At 59.6% G+C, this 18,923-nt stretch carries 12 protein-coding genes; 4 read left to right on the top strand and 8 right to left on the bottom strand.

Annotation, left to right across the window (positions count from 1 at the left end; translation table 11 throughout):
- Positions 1-3 precede the first annotated feature (3 nt).
- Positions 4-726: a glycerophosphodiester phosphodiesterase gene (locus AC1DIH_RS08260; RefSeq protein ID WP_477771321.1), complete on the top strand. Its 723-nt coding sequence runs from the start codon at positions 4-6 to the stop codon at positions 724-726.
- A gap of 42 nt (positions 727-768) precedes the next feature.
- On the opposite strand, the gene sthA is transcribed toward AC1DIH_RS08260, so the two are convergent.
- Positions 769-2,163: a Si-specific NAD(P)(+) transhydrogenase gene (gene sthA, locus AC1DIH_RS08255; RefSeq protein WP_477771320.1), complete on the bottom strand. Its 1,395-nt coding sequence runs from the start codon at positions 2,161-2,163 to the stop codon at positions 769-771.
- Between the two features lie 210 nt (positions 2,164-2,373).
- On the bottom strand, positions 2,374-3,360 hold the full coding sequence (locus tag AC1DIH_RS08250) for an FAD:protein FMN transferase (protein ID WP_477771343.1): 987 nt from the start codon (positions 3,358-3,360) through the stop codon (positions 2,374-2,376).
- Between the two features lie 283 nt (positions 3,361-3,643).
- On the opposite strand from AC1DIH_RS08250, the gene tcuC reads away from it, so the two are divergent.
- Positions 3,644-4,945, top strand: coding sequence for an MFS transporter (gene tcuC, locus AC1DIH_RS08245; protein WP_427544785.1), 1,302 nt, complete (start codon positions 3,644-3,646; stop codon positions 4,943-4,945).
- 121 nt (positions 4,946-5,066) lie between these two features.
- Here tcuC and AC1DIH_RS08240 read toward each other — a convergent pair whose 3' ends face one another.
- The 6 genes from AC1DIH_RS08240 to AC1DIH_RS08215 form a co-directional block, all read right to left on the bottom strand.
- A complete protein-coding gene (locus AC1DIH_RS08240) occupies positions 5,067-6,506 on the bottom strand; it encodes an efflux transporter outer membrane subunit (RefSeq protein WP_477771319.1) in 1,440 nt (479 codons plus the stop codon).
- Positions 6,507-6,515: 9 nt separating this feature from the next.
- Positions 6,516-8,666, bottom strand: coding sequence for a glycosyltransferase family 2 protein (locus tag AC1DIH_RS08235; RefSeq protein ID WP_477771318.1), 2,151 nt, complete (start codon positions 8,664-8,666; stop codon positions 6,516-6,518).
- Position 8,667: 1 nt separating this feature from the next.
- Positions 8,668-9,933, bottom strand: coding sequence for a hypothetical protein (locus AC1DIH_RS08230; RefSeq protein ID WP_477771317.1), 1,266 nt, complete (start codon positions 9,931-9,933; stop codon positions 8,668-8,670).
- Complete coding sequence (locus AC1DIH_RS08225; protein WP_477771316.1) at positions 9,933-11,141, bottom strand: HlyD family secretion protein; 1,209 nt, start codon at positions 11,139-11,141, stop codon at positions 9,933-9,935. Before AC1DIH_RS08225 ends, AC1DIH_RS08230 begins: the two co-directional genes overlap by 1 nt.
- Positions 11,142-11,925: 784 nt before the next feature.
- Positions 11,926-13,086 carry a class C beta-lactamase gene (gene ampC / locus AC1DIH_RS08220; RefSeq protein WP_477771315.1) on the bottom strand — a complete coding sequence of 387 codons (1,161 nt, stop codon included), beginning with the start codon at positions 13,084-13,086 and terminating at the stop codon, positions 11,926-11,928.
- 169 nt (positions 13,087-13,255) lie between these two features.
- On the bottom strand, positions 13,256-14,719 hold the full coding sequence (locus AC1DIH_RS08215) for a glyceraldehyde-3-phosphate dehydrogenase (RefSeq protein ID WP_477771314.1): 1,464 nt from the start codon (positions 14,717-14,719) through the stop codon (positions 13,256-13,258).
- Between the two features lie 168 nt (positions 14,720-14,887).
- Here AC1DIH_RS08215 and mfd point away from each other — a divergent pair, with 168 nt between their 5' ends.
- Together mfd and AC1DIH_RS08205 are read left to right on the top strand one after the other, a co-directional pair.
- Positions 14,888-18,337: a transcription-repair coupling factor gene (mfd, locus tag AC1DIH_RS08210; protein WP_477771313.1), complete on the top strand. Its 3,450-nt coding sequence runs from the start codon at positions 14,888-14,890 to the stop codon at positions 18,335-18,337.
- Positions 18,338-18,347: 10 nt separating this feature from the next.
- Entirely contained in the window at positions 18,348-18,914 is a 567-nt protein-coding gene (locus AC1DIH_RS08205) for a CsiV family protein (protein WP_477771312.1), read from the top strand.
- Positions 18,915-18,923: the final 9 nt, after the last annotated feature.

Below are 18,923 nucleotides of genomic sequence, written 5' to 3'. Positions count from 1 at the left end.
CCCGTGACCCTAATCTACGGCCACCGCGGCGCCAAAGGCGAAGCACCGGAAAACACCCTGAGCAGTTTCCAGGAATGCCTCAAGCACGGCGTACGCCGTTGCGAACTGGACCTGCACCTGTCCATGGACGGCGAGTTGATGGTCATTCACGACCCGACGCTCAAGCGCACCACCGAGCGTCGCGGCAAGGTGGTCGAGCATACGGCGGCAGAACTGGTGACCTACGATGCTCGCAAGGGTGGCCCGGGCTGGATCAAGCCCTGCCCGATTCCACGGCTGGAAGAGCTGTTCGAAAAATGCGATTTCGAGCATTGGCAGCTGGAGGTCAAGAGCGCTTCGCGCATGCGCGCCGCGACGACGGTGCTGGCGATTCGCGAAATGGCGCAGCGGTTTGGCTTGCTGGACAAGGTCACCATCACCTCGAGCTCGCGCGAAGTGCTGAAGGCCGCAGTGGAGCTGGTTCCGGATGTGTCGCGCGGACTGGTCGCCGAATATGCCTGGCTCGACCCGCTGAAGGTCGCGCAAAGTTATGGCTGTGAGATTCTGGCGCTGAACTGGACCCTGTGTACGCCGGAACGCCTGCAGAAGGCGCAGCGACAAGGCCTGCATGTGTCGGTGTGGACAGTCAACGAACCTGCGCTGATGCGCAGGCTCGCTGATTTCGGCGTTGACAGCCTGATTACAGACTTTCCCGGTTTGGCCAGCGCCACGCTCGAGAATTGCTGAAATCGGTCTCCCCGGCCGGCTCAGGCCACCGGCCGGAGCCGCTCAAAAAAGCCGGTTGAGGCCGTCGTAGGCCGCTACCCGATAGGCTTCGGCCATGGTCGGGTAGTTGAACGTGGTGTTGACGAAGTACTTCAACGTGTTCTGTTCACCCGGCTGGTTCATGATCGCCTGACCGATGTGCACGATCTCCGATGCCTGGTAACCGAAGCAGTGCACGCCGAGCACTGCCAGCGTCTCGCGGTGGAACAGGATCTTCAGCATGCCTTGTGGCTCACCGGCGATCTGCGCACGCGCCATGCTCTTGAAGAACGCCTTGCCGACTTCGTACGGCACTTTGGCTTGGGTCAGCTCTTGCTCGTTCTTGCCGATCGAGCTGATCTCCGGAATGGTGTAGATCCCGGTCGGTACGTCGTTGACGAAACGCCAGCTGTTGTTATCGACGATGCTGCCAGCGGCCGAACGACCCTGGTCGTGGGCGGCACTGGCCAGGCTCGGCCAGCCAATCACGTCGCCTGCGCCATAGATGTTCTGGATGCAGGTGCGATAGTTCTGGTCAACTTCGATCTGGCCACGGCTGTTGACCTTCACGCCGATGTTTTCCAGACCCAGTTGATCGGTGTTGCCGGTACGGCYGTTGCACCAGAGCAAGGCGTCGGCCTTGATCTTCTTGCCGGACTTGAGGTGCAGGATCACCCCGTTGTCCACGCCTTCAACGCGATCGTAATCTTCGTTGTGACGCACGGTGATGTTGTTGTTGCTGAAGTGGTAGCTCAGCGCCTGGGAGATTTCCGAGTCGAGGAAGCTCAGCAGCTGACCGCGGTTATCCACCAGCTCGACCAGCACGCCCAGACCACTGAAGATCGAGGCGTATTCGCAACCAATCACGCCGGCGCCGTAAACGATGAGTTTGCGCGGGGTGTGGCCGAGGCTGAGGATGGTGTCGCTATCGTAGATACGCGGGTGGTGGAAATCGATGTCGGCCGGGCGATACGGACGCGAGCCGGTGGCGATGATGATGTGCTTGGCCACCAGTTTTTCGACCACGCCGTTAGCGCAGACCACTTCGATGGTTTGCTCGTCAGCGAAGCTGCCGGTGCCGAAGAACACGTCGACCCGATTGCGCGCGTAGTAACCGGTGCGCGAGGCAACTTGTTTGGCAATGACTTTTTCTGCGCTTTTCAGCACGTCCGGGAACGAGAACCAGCGCGGCTCACCAATGGCCCGGAACATCGGGTTGGTGTTGAACTGCATGATCTGCCGGACCGAGTGACGCAAGGCCTTGGACGGGATAGTGCCAAGGTGGGTGCAGTTGCCGCCGACCTGGCGACGACTATCGACCATCGCCACTTTGCGCCCTGCTTTGGCGGCGTTCATTGCCGCGCCTTCTCCCGCCGGGCCGGAACCCAACACCACCACGTCGTAGTTGTAGACAGCCATGCGTACTCCTCAGAACAGGCCGCGGCACCCCGTTGGCACCTGCGGCTAAATCATGCCGGTCTTGCGGCATGAAGGAACAATTTGGGGTCAGTCGAGAACCCGGACACAGTCTATAGAAGCGTCAACGCCGCGCACATTAACCCTTGGTCGCGTCGTAGGCTAGTTTTGCCTGCACTACAACGCCAACAATGAGGGTCCATCACACCGTATCTACTTGGCTTTTTCGGCACTCAGGCGATCAAAAGCCTGACTGGTTCGCGTGACAAAGCCTGTATCGGTTCGCATCACAAAAAATGCACCGATATCATGCTTTGCGGCGTAGTCCCAACCGCGCTCGGGGCCAAGAATCAGCAACAGCGTCGATAAGCCATCGGCCATCAGCGTCGAAGGATGAATCACCGTGACAGACGCCAGGGTATGGGTGATCGGCGCGCCGGTTCGGGCATCGAACGTGTGGGAATAGCGCCGGCCATCCTGCATGAAGTAATTGCGGTAGTCGCCTGAGGTCGAAACACCGTTGCCGTCCAGCGTGATCACCCGTTCGACAACCTGCTGGTCATCGCGCGGTTCCTCCAGCGCAATCTTCCAGGGCGACCCGTCGAGCTTCTTGCCAATGGCCTTGAGCTCGCCCGTGGCATCGGCGATGAAGCTGTCGATACCCAGTTCCTGCAACTTCGCAGCGATCCTGTCGACGGCGTACCCGGCGCCAATGCTGCCGAAGTCCACCTCGACCGGCGCGTCCTTGCATAGCTGATCGCCTTCAATCCGCAGATGCGTATAACCGACGCGTTGTCGGGCCAAAGCCAAGGCTTCGGCGCCTGGGATTTTTTCATCGCGCGATTGTGGGCCGAACCCCCAAAGGTTCAACAGCGGCTCCACCGTCAGGTCGTAAGAACCGTCGCTCGTCTCTGACAGTTGCTCGCCCACCTTGACCAACTGCAAGACCGGCGCCGGCATTGGCTGACAGCTATTGGCCGGCAAACCATTGAATCGCTCGATGTCGGAATCACTGCGGTAGGTCGACAGCTGCCGGTCGATCTCGGCCAGAATCGACTCGACCTGCTTCTGCACCTCGACCGGCCCGGGAGTCCCCGGATGGCGGATGTATTTGACCGAATACGTGCTGCCCATGGTCGGGCCGCCAAAGCTTTCCAGGGTGTCGCCATTACCGCAGCCTGATAAAGCGCCAACAAGCACCACGAAAACACCCGATCGCCAGTTCAACAACGCGCACCCCTCCCCAAAGAGTTCCCCCCCCCCCGACAGAACGCCAAGGCCCGCCATTATGCGATAGAACTGTGGGAGCGGGCTGGCTCATGGCTATAACGTTTAAGCAGCACGCTAACTATTGGTTGCCTAGCGTTACTCTTACACATATCGTTACAAAACTGTTCGAGGCACCGGCGCAGACCAGACCCGTCAGTAAGGATGTTTCAAGACCAGGGATTTCTAACAAGACAGCCAAAGTGAGTAAGATCAAATGGCCTCGACTACGGGCAAAGGCAAAGCGATATTTCGCGTTGTCAGCGGCAACTTCCTAGAGATGTTCGACTTCATGGTCTACGGCTTCTATGCCACGGCCATCGCCAAAACCTTCTTCCCTGCCGACAGCGCTTTCGCTTCCCTGATGTTGTCACTGGCCACCTTCGGTGCCGGTTTCCTGATGCGCCCACTGGGTGCAATCTTTCTCGGCGCCTACATCGACCGTCACGGCCGTCGCCAAGGCCTGATCATCACCCTCGCGCTGATGGCGGCCGGGACCGTGTTGATTGCCTGTGTGCCGGGTTACGCGACCCTCGGCGTCGCTGCGCCGCTGATCGTACTGTTTGGCCGCTTGCTGCAAGGCTTCTCCGCGGGCGTGGAATTGGGCGGTGTGTCGGTTTACCTGGCCGAGATTGCTACCCCTGGCCGCAAGGGCTTTTTTGTCAGCTGGCAGTCCGCCAGCCAACAAGCCGCCGTAGTGTTTGCCGGTTTGCTGGGTGTGGGCCTCAACCACTGGCTGAGCCCCGAGCAAATGGGTGATTGGGGCTGGCGCGTACCGTTCCTGATCGGCTGCATGATCGTGCCGGCGATTTTCATCATTCGCCGCTCGCTGGAAGAAACCCCGGAATTCCAGGCGCGTAAACATCGCCCAAGCTTGAGAGATATCGTCCGTTCGATCAGTCAGAACTTCGGCATCGTGCTGGCCGGCATGGCGCTGGTGATCATGACCACCGTGTCGTTCTACCTGATCACCGCCTACACCCCGACGTTCGGTAAAGCCGAGCTGCACCTGTCGGACTTTGACGCGTTGCTGGTCACCGTGTGCATCGGCCTGTCGAACTTCTTCTGGCTGCCGGTGATGGGTGCGCTGTCCGACAAGATCGGGCGCAAACCGCTGCTGCTGGCGGCGACCACCCTGGCGATCCTGACGGCTTACCCGGCACTGTCCTGGCTGGTCGCCAACCCAAGCTTCAGCCATCTGCTGATCGTCGAGTTGTGGTTGTCGTTCCTCTATGGCTCGTACAACGGCGCCATGGTGGTGGCCCTGACCGAAATCATGCCGATTGAAGTCCGCACCACCGGTTTCTCCCTGGCTTACAGCCTGGCGACTGCAACCTTTGGCGGCTTCACCCCGGCGGCCTGTACTTACCTGATCCACGTGCTGGACAACAAGGCAGCACCGGGTATCTGGTTGAGCGGCGCAGCGGTACTTGGCTTGATCGCAACGCTGGTGCTGTTCCGTGGCAACCGGCATGAGTTGCGCACCGCGCAGGCTGCTGTAGTCGGTGGCACCCGCTAGATCGAATTCGCGAGCAGGCTCGCTCCCACAGGTTCAGCGGCGTTCACACAATCGTGATCACACCGCCATTCCAATGTGGGAGCGAGCCTGCTCGCGAAGAGGTCCTCCGGAACAACACAGTTTATCGATTCGCCATTTTCACCGACTGACCCCACCCCCCGCCTAGCGCCTTGTACAAGTCCACCTGATTGATCTCCCGCGCCAGCTCCATTTGCGTCAACTTCTGCTGCGCGTCGAATAACGAACGCTGCGCGTCCATCGTCGAAAAGTAGCTGTCCATCCCCGCCTCGAAACGCAATCGGGATTGTCGGTAGGCTGCTTGATAATCCGCCACCAGACGCTTCTGATAGTCGACCTGGGTGAGCATCTCCTGGCGGGCGTTGAGGGCATTGGCGGCTTCGCGGAAAGCGTTCTGCACCGTGGCTTCATACGCCGCCGCCTGCCCGTTGAACCGCGCATGGCTGGCGTCCACCTGCGCCTTTCGCGCACCGCCGTCGATCAGGGTCAACGACCCCGCCAGAGCCACCGACCAGAACTCGGCCGGCGCACTCAACAATCGCGAAAAGTCACCGGTCAGGCCGCCTACTGCCGAGGTCAGCGAAAAGGTCGGGAAATAAGCGCTGCGGGCTGCGCCGATGTCCGCATTGGTAGCTCGCAACAAGGCTTCGGCTGCCATGATGTCGGGCCGTCGCGCAACCAGTGACGACGGCAACCCGGCGGGCACATCGGCGGTTGCCAACTGCTCACCCAGCACGCCAGTGGGCAACAACCCAACCGGCACCGGCTGCCCGACCAACACCCGCAGCGCATTCGTGTTCTGCGCCACCTGCATGCGGTACGTATTGATCTGAACTGCCGCCGTGTTGGTTTGCGCATCCGCCTGGTGAACATCGATTTGAGCACTGGAGCCCAGGTTGTAGCTCTTGCGCAACAACTCACCGTAGTGGTCCTGGGACTTGTAGGTGTTCTGCGCGAGGTCGAGCAGATTCTGATTGGCCTTGAGGCTAAGCCAGGTGCTGGCCACCTCACCGATCAACGCCAGGCGAGCCGTCTGATAGTCCGCCTCGGTCGCCTCGAAGCGTGCGCCTGCGGCGTTTCGCTGACTGCGGATGCGCCCGAACAGGTCCAACTCGTAAGACGTGAAGCCACCGCTGGCCTGAAAGGTGTTGGACGTGCTGCCTGAACTGACGCCGCCTCCCTGCGTCCTGACCTGTGACGGAAACTTGCTGCGGCCGGCGTAGGTGTTGAGTCCGATGGAGGGAAACAGCCCGGATTCGGCACCGGCGTACCCTGCCCTCGCCTCCTCGACGCCTGCCTCGAACTGACGCAGGCTGCGATTGTTCTTCAAGGCCAGGTCGATCAACTGGCGCAGTCGGTCATCGAGCACGAAGCCGTGCCAATCCTTGTCGAACGCCTGCTTGGCGCTGCAACAGTCACTGGCCGAACTGGCTGGCCATTGCTGATCGATCGGCGCCTCCGGTTTCTCGTATTTGGGTTCCAGAGAACAACCGCCGAGCAATAACAGCGACATGAAACATGAGGTGGATAAGCGTCTGTTCATGAGGCGCACCTACAAACGTTGGCCGAGCAAGGCTCGTAACGGAGTGAGAAGGAAAGCCCAAAGACCTGAGCGGGTGGTGCTGATTTGCGGCAGTGGTTGCTGACGCGAACGGAAGCTGATCGGGCGTAAACCAGGCAGTGAGCTGTAGGACGGCGCCTTGACCGGCCGCCGCGAACGCGGTGCCGTGCGCTTTTCGCCGAGCAACGAACGCCGCAACAAGGTGCCGAAAGCCAGGCCTGGCTCAGCCTTGCCGACCACGTTGATCGGCGCCTCACTGAACAGCCGCGCGATCAGCCGGCGTCGAAGCGTTTCGTCAAGGTCGATGAACTTCAAGCCCAAGCGGTCCTCGCCGTGATGACGCATGACCTCGATATCCAGCCAGCCGAGTTTATTGACCCACACCTGCCCCCGTAGCCCGGGCTTGATCAATGACGCAACGGAACAGGAAATGGAGGCGCCACTCAGCGATATATCCACCAGTTGGCCCGCCAGGGTTTTGCCGGCGAAGCGCAACCCACTGGGTTTATCGAAAGGAAAGCGCTCTTCGCCGTGCAAGCGTGGCCGGTCAACACACGCCACCAGGGTGGCCAGGTTGTAGATCAGCGCGACCACCGTCCAGAACAGGTTGAACAGCATATTGCCGTCGAACGCAGCCGCGTTGCTGATGGTGATGTAAGCGCCTATTTGCGAGAACAGTGTCAGCGCAAAAAAGAACCCGAACAACTTCCAGTGGACCGTTGTGCGTGAGCGATCCAGGCCCTTTGCCGTGACCTTGAAGGGTCGGCCGAACGGCCGGACCATCGCGCTGAGGATCGTCGCCGTCACCGCCAGTGAGGCGACGATTTGGGTGACCTCGGTAAAAATCGGCAAGGTACGCCGGTCAGTGACCCACGTCCCGTAGCCCCAGAATGCAATCAACGCCGGCATGCCGAAGGCCATGAAATCCGCCGGATGGGCATAGAATCCGGCAATACCGAAATACCAATACAACACCGGCGACACCAGCATCATCAGGATGAATGGCTTGGAGAACCAGTGCATCAAGCCATGCACGAAGTGCAGCCGTTCATTGAGTGAGTAGCCACGACCACGCAAGGGGCCCTCTTTGAGCAGCGCGACCTGGATCGTCCCCAGGCACCAGCGTCCACGCTGATTGATGTACTCGGTCAACCCCTCGGCGGACAAACCGATCGACAGTCGCTCATTCAACCAGCGGGTGACGTAGCCTTTTTGCTGCAGACGGCAGCTGGTGTAGATGTCTTCGCAGACCGAACCGGTCGGAAAGCCACCCATTTCAGTAATCAGATCACGCCGCACGACAAACGAAGTGCCCACGCAAAACGCGGTATCCCAACCATCCTTGGCCGGCTGGTAGACGTCGAAGAACACTCGCTGCTCGTCGACCCAGCAGTTGGATGAACCGAGGTTGTGCTGAATCGGATCGGGGTTGTAGTAGAACTGCGGCGTCTGCACCAGGCCGACCTTGGGGTCGTCGAACAATCCCAGGGTGCGCATCAGGATTGGCTGCTGCGGGGCGAAGTCGGCGTCGAGCACCAGTATGTACGGCGCATTGCTGCTGGCCGCCGACAGACGCAGGCCGTTGTTCAGGTTACCGGCCTTGGCGTGGGAATTGTCGGGACGTCGGGCGTATTGCACACCGACCTCGGCGCAATAGTCGCGCAACCAGTCGCGGCGGGTATCGTCGAGCACCCAGATGGTCACGTTGGGGTAGTCGATCGCCTGGGCGGCGATGATGGTTTTTTCCAGGATATCGAGGCCTTCGTTGTAGGTGGCGATGAACACATCCACCGCCGGCACCGAGTGGCCCTGGGCACGCAAACGTTGCTCCCCGGCATCGGCACTGGCGTGGTGATCCGAGCGACAGAGCAGGACGATGATCGAAAACAGCGTGTAGCCGATCGCCAACATTTCGAAAAACAGGAACGCGTAAGCCCAGACCGAGGCAAATCCTGCGTGTCCATCAGGCAAGGTGTCGCGAATCCGCCAGGCCACGTAATTGATCAACAACAGCGCGGTCATGGCTCCGAAAGCGGCGCGCGCCGCCCATTGATCACGGCGCGTCAGGCAGGTGAACAGAATCACCGCGACCACGGTCCAGAAATTGATTTGCACAAGTTGCAGCGTGTCCAGTGCCTGCATGTCAGTCAGCCTCTTGAAAACCGGTAAAGGGGTTGATGCCGGTGGCAGCGATCGCAGCCCAAGCTGTAGCGCCCAAGTGAGGCAGGTGGTAATAGAAAAAGTCGTTGGTTGTTGAGTCCGGGCCGATGGCCAACCCGGTACTGATACGCGGGGCGGGTGTTGCAAACAGCCAGCCATTGCCGGCCTGTTGGGCCAGCAACACATTCCACAACGGCTGCGCCTTTTCCTTCATACCGCTCAAGCTCGCCACGGCGGCGGTTTGCGCGGTGCCTTCGGTCCATAAACCGTCCGGGTCGCGGTTGAAGCCATACCCGGCACCCGAGCGGTGCGCCTGATCGATAAACGTGAAGACACGCCGCCAGTCCGCAGGAGGATTACTCAAGGCGATCAAGGGCCAGATCTGCGCGTCCAGTCCTGAGCGCTGGCGATCCGAGGTTCGACCATCCTTCCCGGTGCCGATCAGAAAGCGCCCTTCCCCGGCGTCCCACTGACTCGACACGAATTGCCGGGCAATCTGCGCCTGGTGCGCCGAGCCCGGGTCGGGCGCAGCCGTGTTGAGTGCCGACCAGGCTGCCGCCAGGTCGACGTTGTGTTCGGTGGACTTCCAGGTCTGCTGGATCTGCTTGGGGAAATACCCGTAGTAACCGCCGCTGAAACCCGCGGGAGCCTGTCCGTCATACGTGTTTTTCCCGGACCACTGCAACACCCTGCGAGCAGCCTCCAGGTAGGAGGAATCACCGCTCTGGCGCAACGCCTCCAACAACGCCAACGCGGCCCAGGCCTGATTGCCGGTGGCACTGCTGACCTGATAGGCGTCCTGATTCCAGGCATTGCGCTCTACGCTCCAATAACCCGGCAGGCGCATCGACGACGAACCCACCGGGCCTGCCGCGTAGGCGTTGCGCAAGCGTCCATCCTGATATTCCGGGTCATGCGTCGTGGCGAAGGCCAGCGCATCGGCAATCCGTCGCGCCGACTCGGCTTTACCACAGGCAAACAAGGCGATGCTGGCCAGGGCGTTGTCGTAGGTGAACGCAACCCCACGCAACGCCTGGATTGGCGCCGGCTGACCGTCCAGCGGCGGATAACTGGCCAGCAACACCGGCCCCGCCGCTTGCGATTGCACCGCGTGATCCAGCGCTGCACAGGTCATCGACGCCAGTTGCGGCCTGGCTTGCGTTGCCAGCGCAGATCCGCCGCTGCTCATCAGCATCACCCCGATCAGGCCCGGCAGCCACGGCCATTGCACAACGTTGCGCGGACTCATCAGTGAGATACCTCGGCGCTGGCCCACAGCCCTGGATTGCAGGTCATGGCGCGCTGGCTGTCGGTGAGGTCAGCGGCAAAAGTACCGACGACGTACACCGAGTTCTGCTCGGCAAACGGGAAAGGAACGCTGTAGCTGTTAGGGCGAATATCCTTAGTGCTGGATAACAACTGCACGACATTGGCCTTGAGCGGTTCGTCCAGGCCATGGATTCTTACCGTCAGGACACTGTCGTGATCAATCTTGCTGGCCACGCGCTCCGGAAACACCGCGACGACATAGCTTTCTTTGCAGTTGGTGGCTCGCAACAAAGTCGACCCGGCTTGCACCACCGTCCCTTGGGGCGCCAACAGCTCTTGAACCGTGCCGGACGAATACGCCGTGACCTCATAGCCAGCCGTCAATTTGACCCGACTCTGTTCGGTTTCGATCAGGTGGTTGAGATTGTCGAGTTCGCGTTGATAGGTCTCGCGGTTGCGGGCCTGATTTTCCAGGCTCAGTTTCAGGGTGGTCATCTGCGCGCTGAGGTCGAACATGCGCAACTGATCAGGGTCAAGGTAGACCTGCTTATTGGCGGCATTGACATCACCGTCATTGATTTTCAGCTGTGAACGGACAGACTCTGCCGCGCCTTGTAACGAGGCCAACTTGGCTTTCGAGGCGGCGACGACCGCGCCACTGACCGCCCCTTGAGTGAACAACTCGAGGTTGCGATCGAGGGTTTCCTGTGCGTCCGTCAAGCGGGCGCTGGCGGCAGTGCTCTCGGCCTTCAGCGCACGTTGTGCATAGAGCTGACGAGTATGAAACGCCGATTGATAGCGCTGGCTGGTTTTCTCCAACTCGTCGTAATACTGCTGGTCGTGCTCGGCCTGGCTGGCCGATGATGATAGTTCCTGCTCCAGGGTCAAACGCCGGGTTTGCAGGGTCAACAACGTCTCCTGGTTAGCCCGCGGGTTTTCGACCACCGCAATCTTCTGGCCCTGGGTAAAGGTCGAGCCGGGTTTGACCTCAAGCGAATTCACCACCCCCTCGATGGGTGTCGTCAGCAGAATGACCGGTGCATTCAAAATTGCCCGTGTCGCCGATGTCGACACCAGCGGCATCAGCAACGTCGAGAGCAACAGCCAGATGATAAATACCAGGACACCCAAGCCCACCAGACGCGGCAACAGGGACCATGAAAAAAACCTTGAGCGTTCTTCTGCCATGTTTAATTCTCCCAATAAGCCATGAATACACGGCTATATGTCAGCACTGCGCAGCCGTCATGCCCGATTAGAACGTAACCGCAAAACACATTAAGCAGGATCAACGAAAGCGGATCATCAATTCCCCGGACAGCAACAAAGCCCGCACGGTTTATTTAGATTCAGTGTGATGTGAGCAGGAATAAGTTCCCTGTCTTTTTGGAGTATTAGTTGCCATCATGACGCATCATTAAAACGCCAGTATCTTTAAAATAGCACTGCCAAAGTTATGCCAAAGTTGTGAAATTACCGTGAGTACTTGCCCGACAATACAGGCAATTTGCTGTCACCCAACCCCGGCCGATGCCGGAGCAGCCAGGGGGAGACACTAATTTCAGCACCCATCGCTGTCAAGCATCGAGCCATTCAATAAAATGGCGTCAATTATTCAGCGCACCCTGTATTGGATCCACATAAAGCAAGTAACAGCACCCTCCCATTGCAACTGCTTATTTTATTTGAGGATTTTTTTATTATTGAATTTTTACAGCGTTAACATGTCGAGATTTACAGCGTTCTGATCTGGCACACATCAAGAATAAAACGATATAACTACACTGCGCCGACCAGACATAGCCGATGACACATGAACACTTCCAATTTAATAGATGATGTCTAATGGCTCCTTATAATGAACCGCCGCACATGAAAACGCCCCGACAAGTCGGGGCGTTTTCATGTGCGGCCAAGGCTTAGCGCGGCAACGCTGGAGAGTTCACATCGGCCGCCACTCAATCAGAGAACATTAATCCAGTTCACTCAGGATCCGATGCGCCAGGCGCACCCGGGGCTCGTTGGGGTAACTCTTGTTGGCCAGCACCACAATGCCAAGCTTCTTCTCGGGGACGAAGGCCACATAGGCAGAGAACCCGCCGGTCGCCCCCGTCTTGTTGACCCAGACCGCCTCCTGTGGTGCCAGTGGCGGATTCAATGCCGTGACGACATGACTGTCGTAAATCATCTTGTCGGCATTGCCTTCAACCAGCGCACTCAGTTGCACCGGGTAATCGTACTGCTCCCAGATCAGGTCTTGAGTCATCGGACCTAGCTGGAAATAGCCCTTGTGCGTCTCCATCAGTGCCCGACCGAGTTTTGCTTCGACCTTCGCAACGCCCAGATTGGCCTCGACAAAACGAATCAGGTCCGTGGAGCTGGTTTTTACCGAGTAGGCCTCGTCACCCAGCACACCCGGATTCAACCGGACCGGGACATCCTGCTTGTTGTAACCCTGAGCATAGAGCGACAGCTTGCTCGCCGGGATGTTGATGAAGCTGTTAGGCATTCCGAGTGCCGGGAAGAGTCGCTGTTCCAGCGCCACCGCGAACGGCATCTTCATGCTGATCGCCGTAATCATGCCCAGCGCCCCGATGCTGGGGTTGGCATAGGTTCTTTGAGCGCCCGGCGCATACGTCGGCTGCCACGTCTTGAAGTAGTCCATCAGCTGTTGGTTGTTCTGTACCTGATCAGGCACCTGCAGGGGGAAGCCGCCTGCGGTATGGGTCGCCAGGTTGATCAGCGTCGCTTTATCGAACGGGCTTCCCGCAAGCTCGGGCAGGTACTTGCCGGGGTGGTCAGTGAGTGAAAGCTGACCGTTGACCTCGGCGTAGGTCGCCAGGGTGGCCGTGAAGGTTTTACTGATCGAGCCGATTTCAAACAGTGTGTCGCTCGTGACCTTTTGCTGTGTTTCCTTTGAGGCCACGCCGAAGTTGTAGAACCGCTGCTTGCCATTCGCGGTCACCGCAATGGCCAGGCCGGGAATGTTGTACTGCTGCATGACCGCCTGGGCGGTATCTTGCACGACGCTGTCGATATCCGAGCGCTGGGCATTCGCCATGGCGAGGCTGCCGAAAGAGACGGTGGCCGCCAGCAATAGCGATGCTGCGCAAGGCTTTGCGATAAAGCGCATTCAAATCATCCTCAAGTCTGTATATTCGCGGACAAACCTATCATCTTGATACAAAGGCTCCAGAATCGATGTATCACAGGATATTTCGCCAACTCCGCAGGCCGGCCAGACAAACCGCACAAATAAAAACGCCCCGACAAGTCGGGGCGTTTTCAGGTGCGGCTAAGGCTTAGCGCGGGAATGCTGGCGGGTTTACACCGGCCATGTCTTCCATCACGCGAACCACCTGGCAGCTGTAACCGAATTCGTTGTCGTACCAAACGTACAGAACAACGCGGTTGTCTTGGGTGATGGTTGCTTCAGCGTCCACAACACCTGCGTGGCGCGAGCCAACGAAGTCGGTGGAAACCACTTCCTGCGAGTTGACGAAGTCGATCTGCTTATGCAGATCGGAGTGCAGCGCCATGTAGCGCAGGTACTCGTTCATCTCTTCACGGGTGGCGGCTTTCTCAAGGTTCAGGTTGAGGATTGCCATCGACACGTTCGGCGTTGGAACACGGATCGCGTTACCGGTCAGCTTGCCGGCCAGCTCAGGCAGGGCCTTGGCAGCAGCGGTAGCAGCACCGGTCTCGGTGATTACCATGTTCAGCGCGGCGCTACGACCACGGCGATCGCCTTTGTGGAAGTTGTCGATCAGGTTCTGGTCGTTGGTGTACGAGTGAACCGTTTCAACGTGACCGTTGATGATGCCGAACTTGTCGTTCACAGCCTTGAGCACCGGCACGATGGCGTTGGTGGTGCAGGAGGCGGCGGAAACGATCTTGTCGTCAGCGGTGATTTCACCGTGGTTGATACCGTGAACGATGTTCTTCAGCTTGCCCTTGCCAGGCGCGGTCAGAACAACGCGGTCGATACCCGGGCAGGCCAGGTGCTGGCCCAGGCCCTCGGCGTCACGCCATACACCGGTGTTGTCCACCAACAGAGCGTCTTTGATGCCGTACTGGGTGTAGTCCACTTCAGTCGGGTTCTTCGCGTAGATAACCTGGATCAGGTTGCCGTTGGCGGTGATGGTGTTGTTGGCTTCGTCGACGGTGATAGTGCCGTTGAACGGACCATGAACCGAATCGCGACGCAGCAGGCTGGCGCGTTTGATCAGGTCGTTTTCAGCGCCTTTGCGCACAACGATGGCACGCAGACGCAGGCCGTCGCCACCACCGGTTTTTTCGATCAGGATGCGCGCCAGCAGACGACCGATACGACCGAAGCCGTACAGTACAACGTCAGTGCCTTTGCGTGCGGAAGCGTTCTGCTGGCCTACAACGTCAGCCAGTTCTTCACGGACGAACTGCTCGGCAGTACGGCCCTTGCCTTCGGCCTTGAACTTGACCGCCAACTTGCCCAGGTCTACCGAAGCGGCGCCGAGCTTGAGCTCGCTCATCGCTTTGAGCAGCGGGAATGTTTCGTGAACGGACAGTTCGGCGTCATCGGACTGACGATGGCGAGCAAAGCGGTGAGCTTTGAGAATCGCGATGACAGACTGGTTGATCAGGCTGCGGCCATAGATCGAGCTCACCACGTTGTTATTGCGGTAAAGCTGACCGATAAGCGGAATCATCGCTTCTGCGAGTGCTTCACGGTCGATCCATTCACCAAGACACTGGTCGGGCTTCTGAGTCACGGGAACCTTCCACATGTAGGGGCTGAAAAAAGGGGCTACATTATGCCGCCGAGTCGTCTGCGGAGCAATGCACGCCTATCGCAACATGCTTTTCCTTTCGTCGACGGTAGTCTGCAACTGACAGCCGGCACCTTCGCCCGCTACAATTACCGACTTTGTCGCAACGCTGGAGCTCAACCTTCCGTGCCCGTTCTGCGTCTACCGCTTCTCCCTGCCGCGGCAGGTAAACAGCACTGGGGCAACCTGCCCGGTGCCGCCCTGAGCCTGGCCATTGCCGAGGCCGCCAGCGCTGCCAAGCGCTTTACCCTGCTACTGACCGCCGACAGCCAAAGTGCCGAACGGCTGGAACAGGAGCTGAGTTTCTTCGCCCCCGATTTGCCGGTGCTGCATTTCCCGGACTGGGAAACCCTGCCTTACGACCTGTTCTCGCCGCACCAGGACATCATATCCCAGCGCATCGCCAGCCTGTATCGGCTGCCCGAGTTGAGCCATGGCGTTTTGGTAGTGCCGATCACCACCGCCCTACATCGCCTGGCCCCCACCAAGTTCCTGCTCGGCAGCAGCCTGGTGCTGGATATCGGCCAGAAGCTCGACGTCGAGCAAATGCGCACGCGACTGGAAGCCAGCGGCTATCGCTGTGTCGACACGGTTTATGAGCACGGCGAATTCGCGGTACGCGGCGCGCTGATCGACCTGTTCCCGATGGGCAGCAAACTGCCCTACCGCATCGACCTGTTCGATGACGAAATCGAGACCCTGCGTACCTTCGACCCGGAAAACCAGCGCTCCATCGACAAGGTCGAATCGGTCCGGCTGCTGCCCGCCAAAGAATTCCCGCTGCAAAAGGAAGCCGTGACCCGTTTCAAGGCACGCTTCCGTGAGCGCTTCGATGTCGATTTCCGGCGCTGCCCGATCTTCCAGGACCTGAGCAGCGGGATTACACCAGCCGGTATCGAGTACTACCTGCCGCTGTTCTTCGACGAAACCTCGACGCTGTTCGACTACCTGCCACAGGACACCCAGGTGTTTTCCCTGCCGGGCATCGAACAGGCGGCGGAAAATTTCTGGAACGACGTGCGCAACCGCTACGAAGAGCGCCGCGTCGATCCATCCCGGCCATTGTTGCCGCCGGCCGAGCTGTTCCTGCCGGTGGAAGACTGCTTCGCACGCCTCAAGAGCTGGCCGCGGGTAGTTGCCAGCCAGCAAGACGTCGAAACCGGTGTCGGCCGCGAACGTTTTCCCGCTACACCGTTGCCGAACCTGGCCATCGAAGCCAAGGCCAATCAGCCGCTGGAAGCACTGTCGAATTTCCTTGATGGGTTTTCCGGTCGCGTGCTGTTTACCGCCGAGTCGGCCGGTCGCCGCGAAGTGCTGCTGGAACTGTTGGAACGCCTGAAGCTGCGACCGAAAACCGTCGACAGCTGGCCGGACTTCGTCGCCAGTAAAGAACGCCTGGCGATCACCATCGCACCGCTGGACGAAGGCCTGGTACTGGACGATCCGGCACTGGCACTGATCGCCGAAAGCCCGCTGTTCGGTCAGCGAGTGATGCAGCGCCGTCGCCGCGAGAAACGCGCCGACGCCAATAACGATGCCGTGATCAAAAACCTCACCGAGCTGCGCGAAGGCGCACCGGTGGTGCATATCGATCATGGCGTTGGCCGTTACCTGGGCCTCGCGACCCTGGAAATCGAAAACCAGGCCGCCGAGTTCCTGACCCTCGAATACGCCGAGGGCGCCAAGCTTTATGTGCCGGTGGCCAACCTGCATTTGATCGCCCGCTACACCGGCAGCGACGATGCACTGGCGCCACTGCACCGCCTCGGCTCCGAAACCTGGCAGAAAGCCAAACGCAAAGCCGCCGAACAGGTGCGTGACGTCGCCGCCGAACTGCTCGACATCTATGCTCGCCGCGCGGCCCGCGAAGGTTATGCCTTCGCCGATCCGAAAGCCGATTACGCAACCTTCAGCGCCGGTTTCCCGTTCGAAGAAACCCCGGACCAGCAAACCACCATCGACGCAGTGCGCGAAGACATGCTCGCGCCGAAACCGATGGACCGGCTGGTCTGCGGCGACGTCGGTTTCGGCAAGACCGAAGTGGCGATGCGCGCGGCATTCATTGCCGTGCACGGCGGCCGTCAGGTCGCGATTCTGGTGCCGACCACCCTGCTCGCCCAGCAGCACTACAACAGCTTCCGCGACCGCTTCGCCGACTGGCCAGTGACCGTGGAAGTGATGAGCCGCTTCAAGTCGACCAAGGAAGTGAATGCCGCCGTTGCCGACCTCGCCGAGGGCAAGATCGACATCGTCATCGGCACGCACAAACTGCTGCAAGACGACGTAAAGATCAAAAACCTCGGACTGGTGATCATCGACGAAGAACACCGCTTTGGTGTTCGTCAGAAGGAACAGCTCAAGGCCCTGCGCAGCGAAGTCGACATCCTGACCCTGACCGCCACACCGATTCCGCGCACGCTGAACATGGCGGTGTCGGGCATGCGCGATCTGTCGATCATCGCTACGCCACCAGCGCGACGTTTGTCGGTACGCACCTTCGTCATGGAACAGAACAAGAGCACGGTCAAAGAGGCCCTGCTCCGCGAGCTGTTGCGTGGCGGCCAGGTCTATTATCTGCACAACGATGTGAAAACCATCGAGAAATGCGCCGCCGATCTCGCCGAGCTGGTGCCAGAAGCACGGATCGGTATCGGCCACGGACAGATGCGCGAGCGCGAACTCGAACAGGTGATGAGCGACTTCTACCACAAGCGCTTCAACGTGCTGATCGCCTCGACCATCATCGAGACCGGCATTGACGTGCCGAGCGCCAACACCATCATCATCGAGCGTGCCGACAAGTTCGGCCTGGCGCAGCTGCACCAATTGCGTGGCCGCGTCGGTCGCAGTCACCACCAGGCTTACGCCTACCTGCTGACACCGCCGCGCCAACAGATCACGCCAGACGCGGAAAAACGCCTGGAAGCGATCGCCAATACCCAGGACCTCGGCGCAGGCTTTGTACTGGCCACCAACGACCTGGAAATCCGTGGCGCCGGCGAACTGCTGGGCGACGGGCAGAGCGGGCAGATCCAGGCGGTCGGTTTCACCCTGTACATGGAAATGCTCGAACGCGCGGTGAAATCCATCCGCAAGGGCGAGCAGCCAAACCTCGATCAACCGCTGGGTGGTGGCCCGGAAATCAACCTGCGCTTGCCGGCGCTGATCCCGGAAGACTACCTGCCGGACGTCCACGCACGACTGATCCTCTACAAACGCATCGCGTCGGCGACCGATGAGGAAGGCCTCAAGGACCTGCAAGTGGAGATGATCGACCGCTTCGGCCTGCTGCCGGAACCGACCAAGAACCTGGTGCGCATGACCTTGCTGAAACTGCAGGCCGAGCAACTGGGGATCAAGAAAGTCGACGGCGGCCCGCAAGGCGGTCGTATCGAGTTCGGCGCACAAACGCCGGTCGATCCGCTGGTGCTGATCAAACTGATCCAGGGCCAACCCAAACGCTACAAATTCGAAGGCGCCACGATGTTCAAATTCATGGTGCCGATGGAGCGCCCGGAAGAGCGCTTTAATACAGTAGAGGCGCTGTTTGAGCACCTCACTCCAAAATCTGCTTGAAGGACGCCGCATGCGCCTGTTTCGCTCATTGACCCTGTTGTTGACCCTCGTTACCCCGGCGGCGTTTGCCGACAGCTTGTATCAGGTTGAAATGATCCTGTTCCGCCAGAACGCCGTGCCGGCCATTGTCAGCCGCGTCGCGCCGGAAGACTGGGCTGCCGGTGCACGGCCGATCAGTGCCGACAGCCTGCGCACCCCAAGCCTCAATGCCGAGGCTGAAAAGCTGCGCGCCAGCGGCGATTACACGGTGCTGCTGCACAAGGCCTGGCAACAGAGTCTTGGCGAGGACGCGAAAAAAATCTCGATCAGCGATGGCAAGGCGCAATTCGGCCAGTTCCCGATCGAAGGCACGCTGAACCTGAAGCTCGGGCGCTTCACCGACGTCGACGCGAACTTCTGGGTCAACCAGTTCGATGGCTATGGCCGGGTTACCGCCAGCGAACGCCTGAAGCAGCAAAGCCACACCAAAAACGGTCAGCTCAACTACCTCGACAACGGCCACCTGGCGCTGCTGATCAAAATCACTTCGCTGACCGCACCTGCGCGTTCGCCAGTCCCTGACGTTCTCCCGGACTGATTGAAGTCC

Source organism: Pseudomonas sp. 05N36 (assembly GCF_056397385.1).
The sequence above is the reverse complement of the archived record's forward strand: the minus strand, read 5'-3'. Positions and strand labels throughout refer to the sequence as shown.

Excerpts from the sequence above, each read along its gene's own strand:
- tcuC (WP_427544785.1), top strand. The coding sequence starts at position 3,644 with ATGGCCTCGACTACGGGCAAAGGCAAAGCGATATTTCGCGTTGTCAGC.
- AC1DIH_RS08240 (WP_477771319.1), bottom strand. The coding sequence starts at position 6,506 with ATGAACAGACGCTTATCCACCTCATGTTTCATGTCGCTGTTATTGCTC.
- AC1DIH_RS08235 (WP_477771318.1), bottom strand. The coding sequence starts at position 8,666 with ATGCAGGCACTGGACACGCTGCAACTTGTGCAAATCAATTTCTGGACC.
- AC1DIH_RS08230 (WP_477771317.1), bottom strand. The coding sequence starts at position 9,933 with ATGAGTCCGCGCAACGTTGTGCAATGGCCGTGGCTGCCGGGCCTGATC.
- AC1DIH_RS08225 (WP_477771316.1), bottom strand. The coding sequence starts at position 11,141 with ATGGCAGAAGAACGCTCAAGGTTTTTTTCATGGTCCCTGTTGCCGCGT.
- ampC (WP_477771315.1), bottom strand. The coding sequence starts at position 13,086 with ATGCGCTTTATCGCAAAGCCTTGCGCAGCATCGCTATTGCTGGCGGCC.
- AC1DIH_RS08215 (WP_477771314.1), bottom strand. The coding sequence starts at position 14,719 with ATGTGGAAGGTTCCCGTGACTCAGAAGCCCGACCAGTGTCTTGGTGAA.
- AC1DIH_RS08205 (WP_477771312.1), top strand. The coding sequence starts at position 18,348 with ATGCGCCTGTTTCGCTCATTGACCCTGTTGTTGACCCTCGTTACCCCG.